17 protein-coding genes are annotated in these 21,993 nt (G+C 72.8%); 4 read left to right on the plus strand and 13 right to left on the minus strand.

The features are described from left to right. On the minus strand, positions 1 to 650 hold a 650-nt coding region (locus tag ACWD3D_RS15585; RefSeq protein WP_451461397.1), incomplete at its 3' end, for a TerD family protein. A gap of 107 nt (positions 651 to 757) precedes the next feature. Beyond that, positions 758 to 1,378: a M48 metallopeptidase family protein gene (locus tag ACWD3D_RS15590; RefSeq protein ID WP_451461398.1), complete on the minus strand. Its 621-nt coding sequence runs from the start codon at positions 1,376 to 1,378 to the stop codon at positions 758 to 760. 372 nt (positions 1,379 to 1,750) lie between these two features. On the opposite strand from ACWD3D_RS15590, the gene ACWD3D_RS15595 reads away from it, so the two are divergent. Beyond that, complete coding sequence (locus ACWD3D_RS15595) at positions 1,751 to 2,893, plus strand: ThiF family adenylyltransferase (RefSeq protein ID WP_451461399.1); 1,143 nt, start codon at positions 1,751 to 1,753, stop codon at positions 2,891 to 2,893. A 63-nt stretch (positions 2,894 to 2,956) separates the two neighbouring features. Continuing rightward, a complete protein-coding gene (locus ACWD3D_RS15600; RefSeq protein ID WP_451461400.1) occupies positions 2,957 to 4,600 on the plus strand; it encodes an ABC1 kinase family protein in 1,644 nt (547 codons plus the stop codon). Positions 4,601 to 4,817: 217 nt separating this feature from the next. Here ACWD3D_RS15600 and ACWD3D_RS15605 read toward each other — a convergent pair whose 3' ends face one another. The 6 genes from ACWD3D_RS15605 to ACWD3D_RS15630 all read right to left on the minus strand — a co-directional run bounded on the left by ACWD3D_RS15605 (position 4,818) and on the right by ACWD3D_RS15630 (position 9,603). After that, positions 4,818 to 5,348, minus strand: a complete 531-nt coding sequence (locus ACWD3D_RS15605; RefSeq protein WP_451461401.1) for a DUF6882 domain-containing protein — start codon at positions 5,346 to 5,348, stop codon at positions 4,818 to 4,820. Between the two features lie 144 nt (positions 5,349 to 5,492). Continuing rightward, the gene (locus tag ACWD3D_RS15610) at positions 5,493 to 5,693 is read right to left on the minus strand and encodes a hypothetical protein (RefSeq protein WP_451461402.1); all 201 of its coding nucleotides are present in this window, start codon (positions 5,691 to 5,693) and stop codon (positions 5,493 to 5,495) included. 283 nt (positions 5,694 to 5,976) lie between these two features. Next, entirely contained in the window at positions 5,977 to 6,300 is a 324-nt protein-coding gene (locus ACWD3D_RS15615) for a hypothetical protein (RefSeq protein ID WP_451461412.1), read from the minus strand. Positions 6,301 to 6,332: 32 nt separating this feature from the next. After that, positions 6,333 to 6,701 carry a WhiB family transcriptional regulator gene (locus tag ACWD3D_RS15620; RefSeq protein WP_451461403.1) on the minus strand — a complete coding sequence of 123 codons (369 nt, stop codon included), beginning with the start codon at positions 6,699 to 6,701 and terminating at the stop codon, positions 6,333 to 6,335. A 170-nt stretch (positions 6,702 to 6,871) separates the two neighbouring features. Next, the gene (locus tag ACWD3D_RS15625; protein WP_451461404.1) at positions 6,872 to 7,204 is read right to left on the minus strand and encodes a hypothetical protein; all 333 of its coding nucleotides are present in this window, start codon (positions 7,202 to 7,204) and stop codon (positions 6,872 to 6,874) included. Positions 7,205 to 7,380: 176 nt separating this feature from the next. Beyond that, complete coding sequence (locus tag ACWD3D_RS15630) at positions 7,381 to 9,603, minus strand: ATP-dependent DNA helicase UvrD2 (protein ID WP_451461405.1); 2,223 nt, start codon at positions 9,601 to 9,603, stop codon at positions 7,381 to 7,383. A 242-nt stretch (positions 9,604 to 9,845) separates the two neighbouring features. Between ACWD3D_RS15630 and ACWD3D_RS15635 the strand changes: the two genes are divergently transcribed. Together ACWD3D_RS15635 and ACWD3D_RS15640 are read left to right on the plus strand one after the other, a co-directional pair. Beyond that, entirely contained in the window at positions 9,846 to 10,472 is a 627-nt protein-coding gene (locus ACWD3D_RS15635) for a hypothetical protein (RefSeq protein WP_451461406.1), read from the plus strand. A 255-nt stretch (positions 10,473 to 10,727) separates the two neighbouring features. Beyond that, complete coding sequence (locus ACWD3D_RS15640) at positions 10,728 to 10,985, plus strand: glutaredoxin domain-containing protein (protein ID WP_266708857.1); 258 nt, start codon at positions 10,728 to 10,730, stop codon at positions 10,983 to 10,985. Positions 10,986 to 11,253: 268 nt separating this feature from the next. Here the strand turns inward: ACWD3D_RS15640 and nudC are convergent, their stop codons facing one another. The 5 genes from nudC to ACWD3D_RS15665 form a co-directional block, all read right to left on the minus strand. Then, positions 11,254 to 12,201, minus strand: coding sequence for an NAD(+) diphosphatase (nudC, locus tag ACWD3D_RS15645; RefSeq protein ID WP_451461407.1), 948 nt, complete (start codon positions 12,199 to 12,201; stop codon positions 11,254 to 11,256). Between the two features lie 39 nt (positions 12,202 to 12,240). Next, a complete protein-coding gene (locus ACWD3D_RS15650; RefSeq protein WP_451461408.1) occupies positions 12,241 to 13,644 on the minus strand; it encodes a dipeptidase in 1,404 nt (467 codons plus the stop codon). 10 nt (positions 13,645 to 13,654) lie between these two features. After that, complete coding sequence (locus ACWD3D_RS15655) at positions 13,655 to 17,092, minus strand: ATP-dependent helicase (protein ID WP_451461409.1); 3,438 nt, start codon at positions 17,090 to 17,092, stop codon at positions 13,655 to 13,657. Between the two features lie 96 nt (positions 17,093 to 17,188). Next, positions 17,189 to 20,659, minus strand: coding sequence for an ATP-dependent helicase (locus ACWD3D_RS15660; RefSeq protein ID WP_451461410.1), 3,471 nt, complete (start codon positions 20,657 to 20,659; stop codon positions 17,189 to 17,191). Between the two features lie 436 nt (positions 20,660 to 21,095). Continuing rightward, positions 21,096 to 21,581: an MGMT family protein gene (locus tag ACWD3D_RS15665; protein WP_451461411.1), complete on the minus strand. Its 486-nt coding sequence runs from the start codon at positions 21,579 to 21,581 to the stop codon at positions 21,096 to 21,098. Positions 21,582 to 21,993 lie beyond the last annotated feature (412 nt).

Consider the following 21,993-nt stretch of genomic DNA (forward strand, 5'->3'; position numbering starts at 1 on the left):
AACGACGGTGCGGGCTGCGGCGCGTGGGGAGCGGCGGGCGCGCCGAAGGCCGGCGGCGCGGACGCCTGGGCGGGCGGGGCGAAGGAGGGCGCGCCCTGCTGCGGGGCTGCGGGCGCTTCCTCCTCGGCCACCTCGCCGCCGAAGTTGCGCAGGAGGGCGTCGAGTCCACCGTCGAACCCCTGTCCGACCGCGGCGAACCGCCAGACGTCCTTCAGGTAGAAGTCCCCGAGCATCACCGCGCGTTCGGTGGTGAATTCGGAACCGGTGAAGGCGTACCGCACCACTTCTTCGCCGCCCGCGACGATCCGGATGTATCCGGGGCCGACCTGGGACATCTGGCCGGCGCCGTCGACGGTCGCCGTGAACGACAACTTGTGGATGTTGGCCGGAATGCGATCCAACGTCACCCGGAACGACTCGGTGTCACCGGACTGCGCGCCGAGCAGCTGAATGGACTCCTCGGGCGATTTCGGCTGATTGAAGAAGATGAAATACCGGTCGTCCGACAGCTGTTCATCGGCGTCGAGGCCGAAGCAGCTGATGTCGAAGGTCAGTCCCGGGCCGGCGATCTGCACACCTACGTACAGATCCGTCCCTGACGTGAGATCGCTGATCTTGGCCTTGTGGCCGCGTTGGAATTCCCTGGCCATGCGTAACGACCGTCCCCCATCCCGAATGTGAATGCGTCGCGTCAGGCTATCCGCAAACTACGACATTGAGCCAAGTCGGTACACACTCGGTACAGAGTCACCGATCGTCACTCCTCCCGTGCGGTGGGCAGATGAGGCAACCGGTCCGCCGCCACCACGCCTTCGAGGTACCCGCGGGCCCGCTCGGTACGCGGATAGGCCTCCAACAGACGCCAGAAGTCGGGTCCGTGGCCGGGGACGAGCAGGTGGGCGAGTTCGTGGACGAGAACGTAGTCGACCACGTACTCCGGCATCCCCTGCAGCCGGTGCGAGAGGCGGATGCTGCCCTCGGCGGGCGTGCACGAGCCCCAGCGGGTGTTCTGGTTGGTGACCCACCGCACCGAAGCCGGCCGGGCCCGGCCTTGGAGGTACTGGACGGACAGGCTCGCGGCACGCTCGACGAGCGCGCCGTCACCGAGCACCCGGCGGCTCTCCTGGGCTGCCAGTTTGTCGAGCATCACCCCAACCCAGCGGCGCTCCTCGGCCTCGGACATCCGGGAGGGGATGAGCACGATCGTGCGGTCGCCCTCGCGATAGGCGGAAACCGTCCTGCGGCGCCGGTCGCTCCTGCGCACCTCCACCGCGCTCGTCGCGGTCGGGCGGATCGGGCGGGTGGCACCGCGCTGCAGCGCAGCGGCGGAGCGCGCGGGAATCTCCCCGGCGAGGCCGGGTGACGGATCGGCGGGCACGCCCCGACGTTACCCGCTGTTCCCTGCAGAAGTACCGCCTCTCCTGCGGTTCCTCTCCGATCCCCGCAGGAAGCACACCATTTGAACGACTAATTCCCACCCCTGTGGATAACTTTCGACGGGTCTCGGGCTCCGACGGCATTCTGTGAGCGGAGAGAGGCGAGCGAAGTCCTGCACGCCGATCCGCTGTGTCCGTCGTATCCGTCGTATCCCTGTATCGCCGACGAGCCGACGAGCCGTATCGGTCGCCGGCCACATCCGCCCGTCAACCATGTCCGCCGTCAACCACATCCATGATCAGCCACGTCCGTGAACTGCCACGTCCGTGATCGACCGCCGGAAGAGCGGCCCCGACCGAAAAGGGAGAAAGAGATGCATCCGATGCTGAAGCCCGCACTGCGCCGCGCTTGGCGGGGACGGAGCACCGTGCAATTCGGGGTCACTCCCGCGCACGCGGTCACCTTCGGCCCTCTGGATATCGCCACGGGAAGTTTCCTGGAGCTGCTCGACGGCACCCGGGGGCTGCCCCTGCTGAAGGAGGAGGCCCGCTCGCTGGATCTGGCGGAGCGCCATGTGGACGTGCTCGTCGAGCGGCTCGCGGGCGCCGGTCTTCTGGACGATCCGCACGCGGGTGGCACGGAGGCGGCTGCTTCACGCCGCCGGGCCGATGTGCTGGACCGGCAGCGTCCGGACGCGGCCTCGCTCTCCGTGGTGCATCCCGAGCCGGGGAGCGCGGTCCGCCGGCTGGCCGCGCGGCGGGCGATGCGCGTGCAGGTCCGGGGCGCCGGCCGGGTCGGTGCGGCGATCGCCGCCTTGCTCTCGGGGTCGGGGGTGGGCCGGGTGGACGTGCTGGACAGTGGCCTGACGGAGCCCTGGGACGTGGCACCCGGTGGCCTCCCGCCCTCGGCGGTCGGCGAACGCCGCGATGTCTCGGCCCGTCGGCTCGTGCGCCGGTCGGCCGCCGGAGCTCCGCCGCGCGCGAACGAGCCGGACGCGGGGACGGAGGGCGGCGGCCCCGGCCTCTCCCTGGTCGTGGTCGCCCCTCGCGACGGACTCGCGGTGTACGCCCCCGACCCGGGGACGGCCGAACCATGGATCTCCTCGGGCACTCCCCACCTGTACGCGGGAGTGATCGAGGCCACTGGGGTGGTGGGCCCGCTGGTGCTGCCCGGAGGCACGGGATGCGCGGGCTGTCTGGGCCTGCACCGGGCGGACCGGGACGCGCAGTGGCCTCGCATGGTGGCGCAGTGGCGGACCGGTCGGCGCGGCGCGGTGCCCGCCTGCGACCTCGCACTGTCCGCGGCGGTGGCCGGGCTCGCCGCCTCGCACGCCCTGTCCTTCCTGGACGGCGAACTGCCGGCGATCACGGGCGCCCGCTGGGAAGCCGCGCTGCCCCTCATGGAGTGGCGCGGCGAACGGATCGCGCCACACCAGGCGTGTGTGTGCGGCGCCGCCCGCGCCACCGGGGCGCTTTCCCCCGCCTCGGCCCCGGCTCACGACACAATGGCCGGGTGACCGCCATCGCCGGATCGACGCGAAGGGCGCACCGGCACCGCAGTTCACGAACTGGAGGAGCACATGTCCGATCTTCCTCGCAAGGCGGTCACCCGCACCGCGAAACTGGCCGCGCTGCCGCTCGGCTTCGCCGGCCGGGCCACGTGGGGCCTGGGCAAACGGATCGGAGGCAGACCGGCCGAGCTGGTGGCCCGGGAGGTGCAGCAGCGGACGGCGGACCAGCTCTTCAAGACCCTGGGGGAGCTGAAGGGCGGTGCCATGAAGCTCGGACAGGCGCTCTCCGTGTTCGAGTCCGCGCTGCCCGAGGAGGTGGCCGGTCCGTACCGGGCGGCGCTGACGAAGCTCCAGGAGGCCGCTCCCCCGATGCCGGTGCGGACCGTCCACGGGGTGCTCGCGGAGCGGCTCGGTGAGGGCTGGCGGGAACTCTTCCTCTCGTTCGACGACCAGCCGGCCGCCGCCGCCTCCATCGGCCAGGTGCACCGGGCGGTTTGGCACGACGGGCGCGATGTCGCGGTGAAGGTGCAGTATCCGGGTGCCGGCGAGGCACTGCTGTCGGATCTCACGCAACTCAGCCGGTTCGCGCGGCTCCTCGGGCCGTTGATCCCCGGCTTGGACGTCAAGCCGCTGATCAAGGAGATGCGCGACAGGGTCTCGGAGGAGCTGGACTACGTGTTGGAGGCGCGTGCGCAGGAGGAACACGCGGCCGAGTTCGCGGACGACCCTGACGTGGTCGTACCGGGGGTGGTGCTCCAGTCGGACCAGGTTCTCGTGACGGAGTGGATGGACGGCATCCCGCTGTCCGAGGTGATCGACCGGGGGACTGCGGAGCAGCGAAACCGGGCGGGCCAGTTGCTCTCGCGCTTCCTCTTCTCCGGCCCCGCCCGGACCGGTCTGCTCCACGCCGACCCGCACCCTGGCAACTTCCGCCTCCTGCCGCCCGCCGGGGAGGAACCGACCGCGGACGGCCCGGATGCCTCACCGCCGGATGACCCGTCCTGCTCGGGCGAGGCGCGGGGTTGGCGGCTCGGAGTACTGGACTTCGGCACGGTCGACCGGTTGCCGGGCGGGCTGCCCGAGATCATCGGCGAGGCCCTGCGGATGACGCTGCTCGGCGAGGCGGAGGAGGTGTACGAACTGCTCCGGCGGGCGGGTTTCGTACCGGAGTCGGTGGATCTGGACCCGGACGCGGTCCTGGACTACCTGCTCCCCGTCATCGAACCGGCGCGGGTGGAATCGTTCGCCTTCAGCCGGGGGTGGCTGCGCACCCAGGCAGCCCGGATCGCCGATCCCCGCTCCCCCGCGCACCGGCTCGGAAGGCAGTTGAACCTTCCGCCCTCCTACCTCCTCATACACCGGGTGACCCTGAGCACGATCGGGGTGCTCTGCCAGCTGGGCGCGACGGTGCGCCTGCGGGGCGAGCTCGAAGCGTGGCTGCCCGGCTTCCCGGACCCGGGTGGGCCGGGGGATGCGGGCGGGGCAACCGGTGCGAGTGGTGCGGCCGTGGGCGCGGGCCCGGACGGCGTGGAGTCCCCGGACGGCGCGAACGATGTGGAGGGCGGTCCGGCTCGCCCTGGAGCCCCGGTCGCCCCGGTCGCCCCGGAAGACCCGAGTACCCGGACGGGACACGTGCCGACCGACGAGCCGACCGGCCGAAAGGCGCGGAGGGACTCCGAGGGGCGGGCCGAGCGGGAGACCGAAGAGGTGTGAGATGGGGCGGCGTCGGAGCGGGAGAGTGAGGTGCGGCGGCGTCGGATTGGGAGAGGCAGCGCCTTCCGGCTGCTGACCACTGGTGGCCGACTGTCGCGCTGACCGCTGCTGGGCTGGTCCGGCTGCAGGCGCCCGCGGGCCGTCCGGCACGCGAGCGGGCCGCCGGGTCCGGCTGTCCGGCATGCGAGCGGGCCGCCGGGTCCGGCCCGGCCGGCCTTCAGTCGACGTCGATGTGGAGACTGGAGACGCTGCCGTCCGCCGCCGTCAGGGTGTCCGGTCCGAACGTCATGACCAGGGAGCTGCTGCCCTGGCTCCGGTAGTAGCCGGTGACCGGACCGGCCAGGGCCGCGAGGGTGGCGGCGGCTGTCACGTCCGCCTCGGTCTCCGGCTCGGCGAGTCCGGAGTGGCCGTTCGCCTCCGCCCAGTCCTGGAAGCCGCGCGCGTCGCAACTCATGCCGCGAAGGATGCTCGGATTCGCCCAAGCCCACAGCCAGGAGTTCGACGTGGAGCTGAAACTGCCGAGTAACTGCGCCGGGGCCGTCGCGGTCTTGTCGGGGAAGGTCCACGTGATCGTGCCGGTCGTCCGGTCGAGATCCCAGCGGTCCGCCGAGCCGAGACCCCAGGTCACGTGCGCGCGACCAAGCTGTTCGATCATGTCCTCGCCCTGCGGGAGCAACGCACGCAACAGAGCCTGGTCCCCGGGCTGACCGGCATTCTTCGCTTCGTTGCCCCGCTTGAACATGCCCATGCGGCAAACCCCGCCCAGCGGCCGACGGCCGGTCGGCCTCAGCCCGGCCAGGACTCGTACCCCTGCCGCGCAGTGGGGCCAGTGATGTTCCCGGGCCGGGTGGTGGGTCGGGTCTCGCGTACCCGGGTGGCCCCCGGCCCGGACTCACCAGGAGGCGATGTCGAGCCGGCTTTCGACGGCCCTGATGTGGGCGCGGGCGCAGTTCTCGCAGAAGTAGAGGCGCCCGTCCTTCTCCACCGCGCACATCCAGGTGGGTGGTGCGCTCGCGCCCGCGATGGCGCCGCATCGCGCGCAGGCCACGTGGGGAACTTGGGACATCGGAGGGTGATACGTCTGCTCGTCCACGCCGTGACGATAACTCCGCCGATGGCGGGCGGCGCGGCGGAACGCACGGGCGGAAACGAGACCGGGGCACGCCCGACACACGGCCGAAACCCCAGGTCCCCGGCGCGCGAAAACCCTCGCCCGCCGGGCCTGCCTCTTCGGCGGTCCCGGCGGGCGGGGTGGTGGTGCCGGCTCCCAGGGTCGTGCTCCGGACGAGTGACTCCTGCCGGGTGCCGTACCGGAGCCACTGCTGGAGGGACTTGTCGGAGACCTTGTCGGGAGCCTTTGTCCGAGGCGCTGTCGCCTACTGCATGACCGCCATGGCGAGCGCGCGGCGGGCGCGCAGGGACACGCGCTCCGCCCGGCGCTGCATCCGCCGGGCGGAGACCAGGCGGAGGGCCCGGCGTTCCACCTCGGCAGTGGTCAGGCGGTCGTGCATATGCGCACGCGCCAGGGCTTCTGGGATGAGTTGCATCTCGCGGTTCCTGTTCTTGACCGAGTCGTTCGCGCCGGAGTTCGTGACGTCGAGCGTGGCGGAGCCGACGGGCTCCTTCGTGGGGGTGGTCATGGGTGCCTGATTTCGCGGGTCATGAGTGTGGGGGCGGTCGATGGTGCCGACCAGGTTCAGTACTGCGGGAGCCATGGCTCCCAGGTCGGCGATCACGCCGCGACCGGGTTCTTGCGCGGACGGCCGCGGGGCCGCTTCCGGGCGACGACGACACCCTGGACGAAGAGCTCGCCGCCCCAGACGCCCCAGGGCTCGCGGCGCTCCTGGGCGCCGGCGAGGCATGCCTCGACGAGCGGACAGGTCCGGCAGAGGGACTTGGCGTACTCGACGTCGGTGGGCGACTCGGCGAAGAAGACCTCGGGGTCGTAGGAGCGGCAGGGCACCGGGGTACCGAGCTTCTCGATGGCGTCGTCGAGAGCGGTGAGGGTGGTGAGGGGCAACAAGGTGGGGTCCTCCGTGGAACCGGGCGGGGCGATCGAGGGGGAAGGCGGTACGGACGGGGCGTGCGCTTCGAGTTGCACGGTGGGTGGTGTCCTCGTCTGGTCGTTCCGGCTGTTTGCCGGTTGTCGGCTGGTACCAGGTACTGCGTCCCGAGGCTCCTTCGTTCCGTCTCATCCGTTCGGACAAAACAAAAGGGCCGCGGATCCCGAGTGGGGTTCCGCGGCCCTGAAGGCGCCGGCCTGATGCTGGATCAGGCTGGATCGCTCCAGGGTTCAGGCCCACGGAAGGCCCACATCGTGTGGTGGTACGTCGTCTGCTGCTTGCTCAATCCGGCACCGGCTGCCGCAAAGGCATAGGCCTGGGCCTTATCCGCCTTCGCTCCTGCTGCCGCCGATGCCTGGATCGGTCGCTCATTGCGCTCTCGGACTACCGGCAGGGATGCCAGAGGCAGCGGACGCACGGCGGAAATGCCGGACAGACCGGTGCCGAGAAGCGAGACATCCGAGGAGCCGAGAAGGCCGAGTGAGCATGCGGAGACGACGGGGCGATCGGTCATTTTGACGTTCTTGATGATGCTGATCACTGGAATCGCCTCCTCTCGGCGTCTCGGGGGACCGGCCGGAGCCGGTCCTGCTTATTCGGATGGGTACGGACAAGTACAGCACGGAAGGTGGGCTTCGGAGAAGCCGCTGTTTCCGTGGTTAAGAACCTATGGTGACGACTGGCACGGGCGCAAACTATTTTTCCGACGAGTTTCCCTCAGCTTTCGCCGAAGCCCTCGCGATCTTCCCCATCCAGGGGCTCACCTGCGCAGATGGCCAGTACATCGCTGCCGAACCGGCCCATCTTGCGGTTCCCGACACCTGCGATGGTCACGAGTTCGCGCTCGTTGCCGGGGACGGCCTCCGCGATGGCCATCAGGGTCTTGTCGGTGAACACGCACCAGGCGGGCTGGGAGAGCTCCCCGGCCCGGGCGGCCCGCCAGGTGCGGAGCCGTTCGTAGAGCGCCTCGTCCATGTCGGAGGGGCAGTCCTCGCAGCGCATCAGTTTCATCTCGCCGGCCTCGGTCAGGGTCCGGCCGCAGACCCGGCACCGCACCGGGCCCCACTTCTTGCGCTGGACGGTGCTCTCGGTGCGCGAGGTCGTGGCGCCGCCCGTGCCCGTACCGCGATCGATGCCTCCGCCCCCTCCGGCTCCGCCCCGGGCACTCGCTCCGGAGCCGCTCCGGAGTCCGTTGAGGAAACGGGTGGGCCGACGGCCGGCCCGGCCTCCCGGCGAACGTGAGACCGCCCAGGAGAGCGCGAGGTGGAAGCGGGCGCGAGTGATCCCGACGTACAGCAGGCGACGCTCCTCCTCGACCTGCTCGTCGGTCCTGGCGTAGGCGATCGGCATCATGCCCTCGGTCAGCCCGACCAGGAACACCGCGTCCCACTCCAGCCCCTTGGCCGCGTGCAAGGAGGCCAGGGTGACGCCCTGGACGGTCGGCGCGTGCTGGGCGGCGGCGCGCTCGTCGAGCTCCCGCACGAGATCGGCGAGCGTCGCGCCGGGCTTCGCGGCTTCGAAGTCCTCCGCCAGCCGGACCAGCGCGGCCAGCGACTCCCACCGGTCGCGCACCGCCCCGGAGCCGGCGGGCGGCCGGTGCGACCAGCCCTGGGTGGAGAGCACGGCCCGCACCTGGGAGGGCAGCCCTTCGGCGCCGTCGAGCAGGGAGTCGTTCCCTCCCGCCCGGGCGGCACCCCGCAGGGCCACCCACGCCTCACGGACCTCGCGGCGTTCGAAGAACCGCTCGGCCCCGCGCAGCTGGTAGGGCACTCCGGCGTCGGCGAGCGCCTGCTCGTACACCCCCGACTGGGAATTCACCCGGTAGAGGACGGCGATCTCCCCCGCCGGGACGCCTGCGGCGATGAGGTCGCGGATACGGCGAGCGGTCCCCTCGGCCTCGGCCGGCTCGTCCGCGTACTCCGTGTAGACGGGCTCCGGACCCTTGTCGCGCTGGGAGACGAGTTCGAGGCGGTGCTCGGCGGCCCGTCCGCTCGCCTGGCGCAGCAGCCCGTTGGCGAGGTGGACGACCTGCGGGGTGGAGCGGTAGTCCCGGACCAGCTTGACCACGGTGGCGTTCGGGTGGGCGGTACGGAAGTTCAGCAGGTGGTCGGGGGTGGCGCCGGTGAAGGAGTAGATCGTCTGGCTGGCGTCGCCGACGACGCAGAGGTTGTCCCGGCCGCCGACCCAGAGGTCGAGCAGCCGCTGCTGGAGCGGGCTGACGTCCTGGTACTCGTCGACCACGAAATGCTGGTACTGGGCGCGGACGTTCTCGGCGATGTCCTTGCGGTCCTGGAGGATCGCGACGGTGAGCAGCAGCACGTCCTCGAAGTCGATCACGGACCGGTCGCGCTTCAGCTGTTCGTACGTCGCGTAGATCTTGGCGAGCTCCGCGGGATCGCGGGGGGCGTCGCGGAGGCTCTTGGCCACGGCTGCCGGGTAGTCGGCCGGAACGGTCTGGGTGACCTTGGACCACTCGATCTCGCTCGTGGCGTCACGGAGTTCGTTGCGGTCGAGACGGATCTCGCAGCGGGCCGCCGCCTCGGCGACCAGCTGCACCTTGCGCTCCAGCAGCCGGGGAAGATCGCCACCGACTGCTTTCGGCCAGAAGTACTGGAGCTGGCGCAGCGCGGCGGAGTGGAACGTCCGCGCCTGCACGCCCGAGGCGCCGAGCTGGCGGAGGCGTCCGCGCATCTCCCCGGCGGCGCGGTTGGTGAACGTGACGGCCAGCACGGTGGACGGCTGGAGGATCCCGGCGCGGACGCCGTACGCGATGCGGTGGGTGATCGCGCGCGTCTTGCCCGTGCCCGCTCCGGCCAGCACGCACACCGGCCCGTGCAGGGCGAGGGCGACCTCGCGCTGTTCGGGATCGAGCCCGTCCAGGACCGCGTCCGGGGACTCGGGCACCTGGGGGAAGAGGGTGGAATGCGTTGCTGCTGTCACCCTGCCATGCTGCCAGGTCGCCGGCGGCCACCGGAATCGTTGTCCACAGGGGTGACGCATCCGTCGTACCGGAGCGCCCGGCCGGTCCGCCGGCACCGGCCGCAGGGGAACGACGGCCTTCGCCGACGTGCGGCCGCACGGAACAGCAGGTCACCGGGCTCGCCCGGGGCGCTGTCGGTGGTGGATGGGAAGATCCTCATGGTCGGCCCGAGCGGGCCCGTACCCGACTCCGGGGAGGTCGCGTGGACGTGTGGCAGAAGCTCTCGGCGCAGGTCGAAGAGCGGCTGGCGACGGTGTCGGCCGGTGAGCGCGGCGTCTTCGCCGCCGCGGTCGCGGAGCGCCTCATGCGCCGGCACGAGGCGTTGCCCGAGGACGAGCGTGCGCCGTTCACCCTGAGCCTGCGCCCCCTGCTGGATTCCGTGTGGGACGGCGTTCTCGGTGACCCGTCGGCCTTCTCGGCGGTCAACCGGGGCGTCGCCGCGTACATGCTCAGCGAGTACTGCCACAACGATGGCCAGAACGGACCGGACGAGGCGGACGAGTCAGCCGCGGCGGCGACGTTGCACGCCGCGCACGCCTACCTGTTCGGCTGCCGGGACTTCGCCGTGTGGACCGGTGAGCGGGCGGTGGAAGCCGTCGATCAGCATCTTCAGGACCTCGCCGAGAGGGCGGACGACGGAGACGAAGGTGTCGGCCTCCTCGCCGACACGGACGAAGCGCTCGCCTGCGAACTGCGGCGTCAGCTCCGTGACCTCGATCTCATAGCCGGCTTCGCGGGGCAGCTCCGCCACGCCGCCGTGGGACTGCCCCTCGACACCTCGGCCCGGCTCCGCGGGGAGTTGCGGGCTCCGCTGTCCAGCCAGGAGTGAGGCTCCCCCGGGGGCGGACCGGTCGGCCGCGGGACCGGGCCTGGAGAGACAAGGGGGCCGGGGACGGCGGAAAGGGTGCGCCGCACCTGGCGCGGGAATGGTCGCAGAGGCCCGCGCGTTGTCCGAGCGGGTCCCACGACCGCGTTCCCGGTACGGGTGCGTGGTGCGGAGGCCCGGTAGACCGCACCTTTTCGGCCTTTTCCGGCTTCGGGCGTGCGGCGAATCGGACGAGACGACCAGAGGAGCACCAGCGACATGCCGGGCACTGTGACGATGTACAGCACCACGTGGTGCGGCTACTGCCGCCGCCTCAAGGGCCAGATGGACCGCGAAGGCATCGGGTACACCGAGATCAACATCGAGCTGGACCCGGAGTCGGCCGCCTTCGTCGAGAAGGCGAACGGCGGAAACCAGACGGTTCCCACCGTCCGGATCGTTCCCGCGCAGGGCGGCTCCGAGGTCGTCATGACCAACCCCAGCCTCGCCCAGGTGAAGCAGGCGCTCGGCGCCTGACCGCCGAACCCGCAACACCCGTAACACCCGTAACACCCGTAACACCCGTAACACCCGTAACACGGTGAACGAGGCCCCCGCCGGTGAGTGACCCGGCGGGGGCCTCGTTCGCTGTGTGGTGAGCGGGCCGGCGCCGCGGCGCTCCGGCCAGGGCGGGGACGACCGGCGCAGGACGGCCGGAGACCCTCCGCCGGGCGCCCTTCACCGGACGCCCTCCGCCGGACCGCCCGTCCGCCCGGCCTCACCGCGCCGGACGCAGGTGGCTGCCTCAGCCCAGCGGGCGGACCTTCGGGAGCGGCTTGCCGTACCACATCTCGATGAGCCGGGCGGCGATGGAGATGCCGTTCGGAGGCAGTACCGCACCCGACTCGAAGGCCTCCGTCAGTTCGTCGCGGGAGAACCAGCGGGCTTCCTCGATCTCGTCGCCGTCGACGTCGATCTTCGACGTGGTCGCCCGTGCCATGAAGCCGAGCATCAGGCTGGAGGGGAAGGGCCAGGGCTGGCTGGCGACGTACTCGACGTCGCCGATGGTGATCCCGGCTTCTTCCAGCACCTCGCGGGCGACGGACTGCTCTATCGACTCGCCCGGCTCCACGAACCCGGCGAGGGTCGAGAACCGGCCCTCGGGCCAGTGCACCTGGCGGCCGAGGAGGGCACGGTCCTGGTCGTCGATGACCAGCATGATCACGGCGGGGTCGGTACGGGGGTAGTGCTCGGCGCCACAGGCCTGGCAGCGGCGGATGTGCCCGGCCGCCGCGATCATGGTGCGCTCGCCGCAGCGGGAGCAGAAGCGGTGCAGTCGCTGCCAGTTCTCCAGGGCCACCGCGTGGACCATGAGACCGGCGTCCCGGTCGCTGAGCAGCAGACCCGCTTCGCGCAGTCCGGCGGGCCGGGCCTGCTGGTCCATGCGTCCGGGCAGGGAGTCCTTCTGGAGGGCGAAGTAGCTGACGCCGTCCCCGTCGGTGCCGAGGAAGTAGCGGTGGGTCTCCGTCATGGGGGCCTCGAAGGCCGGTGTCATGACGATCTCGGTGCCGCCGTCGGCGGTGTCGTCGACCAGTACCTGGCCGCCGGAGACGACGAAGACCTTGGTGGTGGGGTGGCTCCAGGCGACGGCGAGCCACGCCTCGTCCAGACGGTGGTGGGCCGCGCGGTCGATGCCGCTCGGTGCGGTGAGGCCGATGGGACGGTCGGTGTGGTCGGTGTCGAAGGTACTCACAGTGCTTGTCTTCCTACTCCCCCGGGGCGGATCGGGTACTCAGTTGTTTCGGCGGAGTGCGGCGGCCAGCTCACCCCAGAGGTGGGCGGTGGTCTCCACGCCCTTGAAAAGGAGGCCGAGCTCGATTTTCTCGTCGGGCGCGTGCCAGCCGTCGGACGGTACGGAGATGCCGAGGAAGAGGACGGGTGCGCCGAGCACGTCCCTCAGGTCGGCGGCGGGGCCGGAGCCCCCTTCGCGGGTGAAGAGGATCTTCTTGCCGAACGCCCGTCCCATGGCCCGGGCCAGTGCCTGGAGGGCGGGGTGGTCGAGCGGGGTCAGACAAGGACGGGTCGCGGGCACGAAGGTGATCCGGTGGCCGATGCCTGCGGGCATCCGTTCCTCGGCCCAGGTGCGTACGAGCTTCTCCACCCGGTCCGGTTCCTGGCCGTCGACCAGCCGGAAGCTGATCTTGACCAGGGCGGAGGCGGGGATGATCGTCTTGCTGCCGGCGCCCTGGTAGCCGCCGCCGATGCCGTTGACCTCGGCGGTGGGGCGGGCCCAGACGCGTTCGAGGGTGGAGTAGCCGTCCTCGCCGGAGGCGGCGGTGGACTTGGCGGTCCGCAGCCAGGTGGACTCGTCGAAGGGGAGTTCGGCGAAGAGGGCGCGCTCGGTGTCGGTGAGCTCGGCCACACCGTCGTAGAACCCGGGGACGGTGACGCGGCCGTGCTCGTCGTGGAGGGCCGCGACCAGCCGGGCCACCTCGGTCGCGGGGTTGGGGACGGCACCGCCGAACGATCCGGAGTGAATGTCCTGCTCGGGGCCGTACAACTCGATCTCGCATTCGGCGAGGCCGCGCATGCCGGTGCAGACGGTCGGGGTGTCCTCGTCCCACATGCCGGTGTCGGAAACGATCACGACGTCGGCGGCGAGGCGGTCGGCACGGTCCTCGACCAGGGCCCGGAAGTGCGGGGAGCCGGACTCCTCCTCGCCCTCGATCAGGAGCTTGAGGTGGACGGCCGGGGTGGTGCGGCCGGTCGCGGCGAGGTGGGCGCGGACGCCGAGTGTGTGGAAGAACACCTGGCCCTTGTCGTCCGCGGCGCCCCGTCCGTACATCCGGCCGTCCCTGACGACCGGTTCGAACGGGTCGGTGTGCCAGCCGTCTTCGCGCGTCGCCGGCTGCACGTCGTGGTGGCCGTAGACCAGGACGACGGGGGCCTCGGGGTCGTCGGAGGGCCACTCGGCGAAGACGGCCGGTGCGCCGGGCGTCTCCCAGACCTCCGCGACCGGAAAGCCCGTGTCCCTGAGCTTGTCGGACAGCCATGCGGCGCTGCGTCGTACGTCCCCGGCGTGCTCCGGCTGGGCCGAGACGGAGGGGATACGGAGCCATGCGGCGAGGTCTTCGAGGAAGGACTCGCGGTGCTGCTCGATGTACGGCTGGACGGCGCTGTCCGGGGTGTCGCTCATGCCATTGAGCCTAACGGGCTCGCGCGGGTGGCTCGTCCAGCAGCAGTCGCTCCAGCTCCGGGCGGCCGGGCAGGGAGCGGGGCCGGACGGTCTCCCCGGTGCGTACGTAGAGGAAGGTCGCTGTGACGGATTCGATCGGCAGGTCGTGGAGTTCGGCCCAGGCGAGCCGGTAGACGGCGAGCTGGAGCGGGTCGGCGGTGCGGTGCCGGCTGGTCTTCCAGTCGACGATCTCGTAGCCGCCGTCTTCCGCGCGGTACACGGCGTCGATCCGGCCCCGGACGATCCGGCCGGCGAGCGAGATCTGGAAGGGGGTCTCGACCCGGTACGGGGTGCGGCGGGCGTACTCGGTCCGTTCGAACGCCTCCTTCAGTTCGGCGAGCTCGCGCTCGTCCGCGATGTCGATGTCGTCGTAGCCGTCGCCACCGCCCGGGAGTTCGTCGAGGCCGAGCATCGGCAGCGGGAGCTCCTCCCAGCGGGACTCGACCCAGGCGTGGAAGCGGGTGCCCCGGCGGGCGGCGGGCTGCGGCGGGCGGGGCATGGGGCGGGCCAGCTCGCGCGCGAAGGCGTCGGGGTCCTCGGCGAGGAGGAGCAGCTGGGTGGCGGAGAGCGAGGCGGGTACGACGACGTCCCGCACGGTGGCGCGGGCCCGGCGCAGCTCACCCGCGAGGGCGTCGAGGTCGCGGTCCCAGGAGGCGATGGTGCGGCTCTCCTCGGGGGTCGGCTCGCCGGGGTGCCGGGCGGGCGGGATGTACGGGAGGGGGCCGGCGGGGGCCTCGGTGGAACCGGGCGTCTCCGGCCGGTCGGTGGCCAGGGAGTCCCGGTCGGTGGCGAGGGCGTCCCAGTCCGGCTCGCCGTCGGGGTCGCCGTAGGGCTCCTCGTCGCCTTCGACCGATGCGGGCTCGGGCTCCGGCTCGGCGTGCGGGAGCGCTTCCGCGCCCGCCCAGGCGTCCAGGTGGGCGAGGACCGTGTCGCGGGCGGCGCGGCGGCGGGCGGTCGCGGCGGCGTCCAGGGGCAGCGGCCAGGCGATGTCGGCGTCCGGGGCGGCGAGGGCCGGGTTCTCCTCGTCGGCCTCCGGCTCGTCCGCCCAGACCTCGATCTCGCCGTGTCCGGCGACGCAGTGCTCGTACAGCGCGTCCAGGAAGACCGAGGGGCCGCGGGTCTTCTTCTGCGAGGGGCCCCACCAGTGGCCGGAGCCGAGCAGCAGGGAACGGGGGCGGGTGAAGGTGACGTACCCGAGCCGGAGTTCCTCGGTGTGCTGGTGCTCCTTCATCTCCTGCTGGTACGCCTTGAGTGCCTTGGCGTCGTAGGCGTCCAGCGCCGGGAGGGTGGCCGCGTCGCCGCGCAGGGCGTGCGGGAGCACCTGCGCCTGGGAGGTCCAGGACTCGCGGGCTCGGCTGCTGGGGAACTGGCCGGTGACCAGGCCGGGTACGGCGACCACGTCCCACTCCAGCCCCTTGGACTTGTGGGCGGTGAGCACCTTGACGGTGTTCTCGCCGCCGGGCAGGGCGTTGTCGAGCCCCTTCTCGTACTGGGCGGCGGTGCGCAGGAAGCCGAGGAACGCGAGGAGGGTGGCCTCGCCGTCCAGCGAGGCGAATCCGGCCGCGACGTCGAGGAAGTTGGCGAGGGTCTCACGGCGGCGGGCGGCGAGCGCGTGCGGGGAGGCGGACAGTTCGACTTCGAGTCCGGTGGTGGCGAGGACCCGGTGCAGTACGTCCATCAGCGGGTCGGCCAGCGAGCGGCGCAGGTCGCGCAGTTCGGCGGCGAGGCGGGCGAACCGGACCCGGGCCTCGGCGGAGAAGGGCAGGCCGTCGTCCTCGTCGCCGCCCCGGTCGAGGAAGGTGTCCAGGGCGTCGGCCAGCGAGACGACCTCGGCCGGGTCGGTGCCCTCCACGGCTTCGGCGAGCCGCAGGTCGGCGTCGGCGTCTCCGTCGCCCGAGGAGGCCCGGTGGACGAGGAGGCGGGCCCGGCGGCCGAGGAGGGCGAGGTCACGGGGGCCGATGCGCCAGCGCGGGCCGGTGAGCAGCCGGACCAGGGAGGCGTTGGCCCCGGGGTCCTGGAGGACCTCGCAGACGGCGACCAGGTCGGCGACCTCAGGAAGGTGGAGCAGTCCGGACAGGCCGACGACCTCGACGGGGACGTCACGGGCCACCAGCGCGGCCTGGATCTGCGGGAAGTCGGAGGCGGTGCGGCAGAGCACGGCGATCTCGGCGGGCTGGGTGCCGGTCCTCACGAGGTGGGCGAGGGAGTCGGCGAGCCAGTGGATCTCCTCGGCGTGGGTCCGGAGCAGGGCGCAGCGGACCATGCCGTCGTGCTCGGCCCCGGGGGCGGGGCGCAGCGCCTCGACCCCCTCGTGCCGGGCGCGCAGCGGTTCGGCGAGGCCGTTGGCGAGCTGGAGGAGGCGTCCGCCACTGCGGCGGTTCTCGCTGAGGCTGTGGCGGGCGGCGGGGGTGCCGTCGGCGTGCGGGAAGTGCTGGGGGAAGTCGTCGAGGTTGGCGACGGAGGCGCCGCGCCAGCCGTAGATGGCCTGGCAGGGGTCGCCGACGGCGGTGACGGCGTGGCCGGTACGGCCGGCCGGGCCGTGGCCGAAGAGGGCGGACAGCAGCAGCCGCTGGGCGACGGAGGTGTCCTGGTACTCGTCCAGGAGGACCACCCGGAACTCGTCGCGCAGCAGGGCGCCGACCTCGGGCCGGGTGAGGGCCAGTTCGGCGGAGAGGGCGATCTGGTCGCCGAAGTCGACGAGGTCCCGGCCGCGTTTGGCCTGCCGGTACCGCTCGGTGAGGGTGAGGAGTTCGCCCCGGGCCCGCGCGGTGGCGGGGAGTTTGCGCAGCTGCTCGTTGGAGAGCTTGGCGCCTTCGAGCGTACGGAGGAGGCCGGTGTCGTGAGCGGCGAGGGCGTCCGGCTCGACCAGGTGCTCGGCGAGCTCGGCGTCGAGTGCGAGGAGGTCGCCGACCAGGGTGGGGAAGGAGTGGGTGAGCTCCGGGTAGGGGCCCGGGGCGTCGCGCAGCACGCGGGCGGCGAGCTGGTAACGGGTGGCGTCGGCGAGCAGCCGGGTGGTGGGTTCGAGCCCTATCCGCAGCCCGTGGTCGGTGAGGAGGCGGCCGGCGAAGGCGTGGTACGTGGAGATGCTCGGCTCGCCGGGCGGGTTGTCCGGGTCGATGGCGTCGGGGTCGGTGACCCCGGCGGCGACCAGGGCCTTGCGGACGCGCTCGGCGAGTTCGCCCGCGGCCTTGTTGGTGAAGGTGAGGCCGAGGACCTGTTCGGGGGCGACCTGGCCGGTGCCGACCAGCCAGACCACGCGGGCGGCCATCACGGTCGTCTTGCCGGAGCCGGCTCCGGCCACGATCACCTGCGGGGCGGGCGGCGCGGTGATGCAGGCCGTCTGCTCCGGGGTGAAGGGGATGCCCAGCAGCTCCTTGAGCTGCTCGGGATCGGTGAGACGTGAGGACACCCCAGAACGGTAACCGGGCGCGCCGACATCGTGTCCCGGCCCGTCGTCACTCCCCCATGGGCCGTAAGGCCTGCGGGGACGGGGCCGTGGCCACCGTCACTCCACCACGTGCTTCCCCTCGGGCTGGGCGCTGCACGAGGCGCGGAAGGAGCAGTGGCCGCAGTGCGTGCCGGTCGTCGGGGTGAAGCGCTCGTCGAGCACCCGTCCGGCGGCGGTGGCGAGCAGGTCGGAGACCCACTCCCCGGCGAGCGGTTGCTGGGCCTGCACCTGGGGCGAGGTCTCCCCGCCTTCGCGTACGGGGGCGGGGCGGCGCAGCTGGACGAGTTCGGCGCCGCCGGGTTCGGGGCGCAGGCCGCCGAAGACCTCGTCCACGGCGCCTTCGCGGACGGCCAGCTGGTAGACGGCGAGCTGGGGGTGGCGGGCCACCTCGTCCTTGGTGGGCGCCTGCTTGCCGGTCTTGAAGTCGACGACGTACGCCCGGTCCTCGGCATCGCGTTCGACACGGTCCATGGAGCCCCGGATGCGGACGGCGTACTCCCCCGCTTCGAGGGTCACGTCGAATCCGTGCTCCCCGGCGACGGGGGTCCGGCCGGAGCGGTCCATGACGTGCCAGTGGAGGAAGCGTTCGAGGGCGGCGCGGGCCTGGCCCTTCTCCTGGTCGGATTTCCAGGGGGCGTCGAAGGCCAGGCCGTTCCAGACGGTGTCGAGCCGTTCCATGAGGACGTCCAGGTCGGCGGGGGTACGGCCGGAGGCCACCTCGTCGGCGAGTACGTGGATGACGTTGCCGAAGCCCTGGGCGGCGGTGGCGGGGGCGTCGGCCTTGACCTCGCGGCCGAGGAACCACTGGAGCGCGCAGGTGTGGGCGAGCTGGTCGAGGGCGCTGCCCGACAGCACGACGGGCTGGTCCCGGTCGCGGAGCGGGACGGCGGAGCGGGTCGGCTCGTCGACGCCCCACCAGCGGTGCGGGTGGGCGGCGGGCACCAGCGGGCGGTCCTCGTCGTCGGTGAGCGCGGCGAGCCGGGCGAGGCGCCGGGCGGCGGCCTCCCGCAGGGCGTCGGAGGCGGCGGGGTCCACGGTGGTGGCGCGCAGTTCGGCGACGAGCGCGGCGACGGCGAGCGGCCTGCGGGGCCGGCCCGTGACGTCGCGGGGTTCGACGCCCAGTTCGGCCAGGAACCGGGACGGCTGGTCGCCGTCGTCGGCCGGTGCCTTGACCGCGGTGACGATCAGGCGTTCGCGGGCACGGGTCGCGGCGACGTAGAAGAGCCGGCGTTCCTCGGTGAGGAGCGCGCCCGGAGAGAGGGGTTCGGCGAGTCCGTCGCGGCCGATCCGGTCGGCCTCCAGCAGGGAGCCCCGGCGGCGCAGGTCGGGCCAGAGCCCTTCCTGTACTCCTGCGACCACGACGAGCCGCCACTCCAGTCCTTTGGAGCGGTGGGCGGTCATCAGCCGGACGGCGTCGGGCCGGGCGACCCGGCGGGACAGGGTGTCGGCGGCGATGTCCTGGGCGTCCACCTCTTCCAGGAAGTTGAGCGCACCGCGCCCGCCGGTGCGTTCCTCGGCGCGCGCGGCGGTCTCGAAGAGGGCGCACACGGCGTCCAGGTCCCGGTCGGCGTTGCGGCCGCTCGCGCCCCCGCGCAGCGCGGCGCGCTCCAGGCGGCTGGGCCAGGGGGTGCCGTTCCAGAGGGTCCAGAGTGCCTCCTCGGCGGTGCCCCCTTCCTGGAGCAGTGTCCGGGCCCGGATCAGCAGGGTGCCGAGGCGCTGGGCGCCCCGGGCGTGGGCGGGGTCGTGGGTGGCGAGGCGTTCGGGTTCGGCGAGGGCCAGCGCGAGCAGTTCCCCCGACGGCGGCGGTACGCGGTTGCCGGCGGCCCGCTCGTCGTCCCGCAGGGCCCGGCCGAGGCGGCGCAGGTCGGCGGCGTCCATGGCGCCGAGCGGGGAGGTGAGCAGGGTGAGGGCGGTCTCCTCGTCCAGGACGCCCGGGACACCCGAGGACGGGGCAGCCGGGCGACCGGCCTTACCGGCCCCGGCTGCGTCGGCGCCACCGGCGGCCGGCTGCCGCAGGGCGTCCTCCGCCACCGCGCGCAGGGCGGTCAGCAGCGGGGCGACGGCGGGTTCGTGGCGGAGCGGGAGGTCGTCGCCGTCGACCTCCAGTGGTACCCCGGCCGAGGTCAGCGCCCGGCGCACGGAGGGCATCGAGCGCCCGCCGGCGCGCACCAGTACGGCCATCTCGTTCCAGGGCACGCCGTCCTCCAGATGGGCGCGGCGCAGCAGGTCGGCGATGTTGTCGAGTTCGGTGGAGGCGGTCGGGTAGGTGTACACCTCCACCTGGCCGCCCTCCCGGACTGCGGAGAGCTCGCGGTGGGCGCGCACCTTCTCGGCGGGCAGCCGGGTCAGCGGCATCCGGCGGGTGAGCAGCCGGGTCGCGGCGAGCAGGCCGGCGCCGGAGCGCCGCGAGGTGGTGAGGACACCCACCGGCGCGGGCGCCCCGTCCGCGCGCGGGAACGTGTCGGGGAAGTCGAGGATGCCGTTCACGTCGGCGCCCCGGAAGGCGTAGATGGACTGGTCCGGGTCGCCGAACGCGATCAGTGTCCGGCCGCCGCCCGGCGCCGCCGCCCGCGCACCGGCCCGCACCCCGGCACTCGTCCCGGTACGGCCTCCGGCGTGCGTGCCCGCGCCCGGACCGGTGCCGGTTCCACCCGGCGTACGCCCCACACGGTTGCCGGCCAGCGCGTGCAGCAGCCGCACCTGGGCCGGGTCGGTGTCCTGGTACTCGTCGACGTACACGGCGTCGTACTCCCCCGCCAGTCGCTCCGCGACCTCGGGGCGCTCGGCGAGCAGGACCGCGCGGTGGACCAGCTCGGCGTAGTCGAGGACGCCCTGAGCGTCGAGGACGTCGAGGTACTCCGCGAGGAACTGGGCCGCCGCACCCCAGTCCGGGCGGCCGGTCCTGCGGGCGAAGTCGGCCAGGGCGTCCGCGCCGAGTCCCAGCTCACGGCTGCGGGCCAGGACGGCACGCACCTCGTCGGCGAAGCCGCGAGTGGTCAGGCAGGCGCGCAGTTCGTCGGGCCAGCGGACGTGGGCGAGGCCGGACTTCTCCAGGTCGAGCTGGCCCGCGAGCAGTTCGCGGACGGTGACGTCCTGTTCGGGTCCGGAGAGCAGGCGCAGCGGGTCGGCGAACAGGTCGGCGTCCTGGTGGGCGCGGACCAGGGCGTAGCAGTACGAGTGGAAGGTGGTGGCCTGCGGGCCGCGCGCCGCGCCCAGCCGGGCCGCCATCCGGTCGCGCAGTTCCACGGCGGCCTTGCGGCTGAAGGTGAGGACGAGGATGCGGGCGGGTTCCGTACCGGCGGCCACGCGCGCGGCGACGGACTCCACGAGCGTCGTGGTCTTGCCCGTGCCGGGCCCGGCGAGCACCAGCAACGGCCCGCCCGGGTGGTCAACCACCGCGCGCTGCGCCGCGTCCAGCACAGGGGGCTCCACGGACCCGGGGGGCGTGCGCACCAGCCGGTACGCGCCCGGCGCCCGCCGTCGCGCTTCGCGGGGCGGGTCCTGCCGGGTGGTGGAGGAGGAGCTCAATGGTTCGCCGGTCCTGTCGGTGGTGCGCCGCCTGGTGGTGCGCCGCCCGTCGCGGCGGCCGTCCCGCCGGGCGGTGGACGGTCACGACCGGGGACGGCCGGGTCGGGTCGTAGCGGTTCGGCGGGCGGTTCAGCGGGGCGGTCGGTGGGGCGGTCGGTGGGGCGGTTCAGCGGGCTGTTCGAAGAGAGGCTGAGAGGTACGGAGGGGTGCGCGGATGAACACGGTGCGGCGACGGCTCGGGGCCGCGCCGGGCTTCGACGCTACGCCAGTGGGGGCGCGGGCGGACGCGGGTCGGCTGCGTCACTCGTCACGTGTCCGGCGCGAGGCGGGCGGCCGGGGGTGTCTCCGGTCTCGCCGGTCCCTCCGGTCCGGTCCGGCGACGCGCGGGATACGGGGCCGGAGGAGGGCGGTTGCCGGGCTCCGATGGCCGAAGCTGTCAGGTGTGAGCTTCCTCGCCCCTGTCCGGTCCGGCATTCCCGTCGGGCCTCCCGGTCCTGCCGTCCCACCGTGCGCGCCGCATGTCGATCCGCGGCAGATGCCCGTCCGCCGACCGGGCGGCGTCGCGCAGTGGCGTGCCCTCGTCGCGGTAGCGCGCCAGTGCGCGCAGTTCATGCCCGGGCAGGAGCGTGCCGTCCGACCGCACGACGCGCCACCAGGGCACCGCCGATCCGTAGAGCGCCATCACCCGGCCGACCTGGCGCGGTCCGCCGTCGCCCAGCCACTCGGCGACGTCGCCGTAGGTCATGACGTGGCCGGGCGGGACCAGGTCGGCGACGTCGAGAACCCGCTCGGCGTATTCCGGAAGCTCGGCGTGGGCCTGCGCCCCGGGCGCACCGGCGGTGCGGTCCCCGGCGGACGGGCTGCGGCGAGTGCCGTCGTCCGCGGCGTCGCGGGGCGTCCGGTCCTGTCTCATCCGTCCCATCTTGCCGTACGCCACCGACACCGGGGCGGCCGTCCGGACATTCCCGCCGGTCCCGGCGGGGCGTGCGCGCACCCCGCGGGCCGGGAGCGCGCACGCGGGCAAAGGAGCGAATCCTTCCCCTCGCGCGCGCGGGCAGTGCACCCTGATGGCTCCGCGTGTCCTTGCGCCGTGCCACCATCGTGCGGGCGGTGACCGGTGATACGAGAACACGAAGAGCGACCAGATGCGACGAAGGAGCAGGGCGTGCAGCCATCCAGGGCGGCGGACGCCTCCGATGCCGACTCGCAGCCAGGCGGCTCCGGCTCCACGCCGGAACCCACCGGTGACCCCACCGAGCCCGCACGTACCGAAAAAGCGGGAGACGCCGAAGACACCGGAAGCGCCGGTGCCGCCGCCGGCCGCGACAGCACCG

The sequence above is a fragment of the Streptomyces sp. NPDC002690 genome (assembly GCF_053592415.1).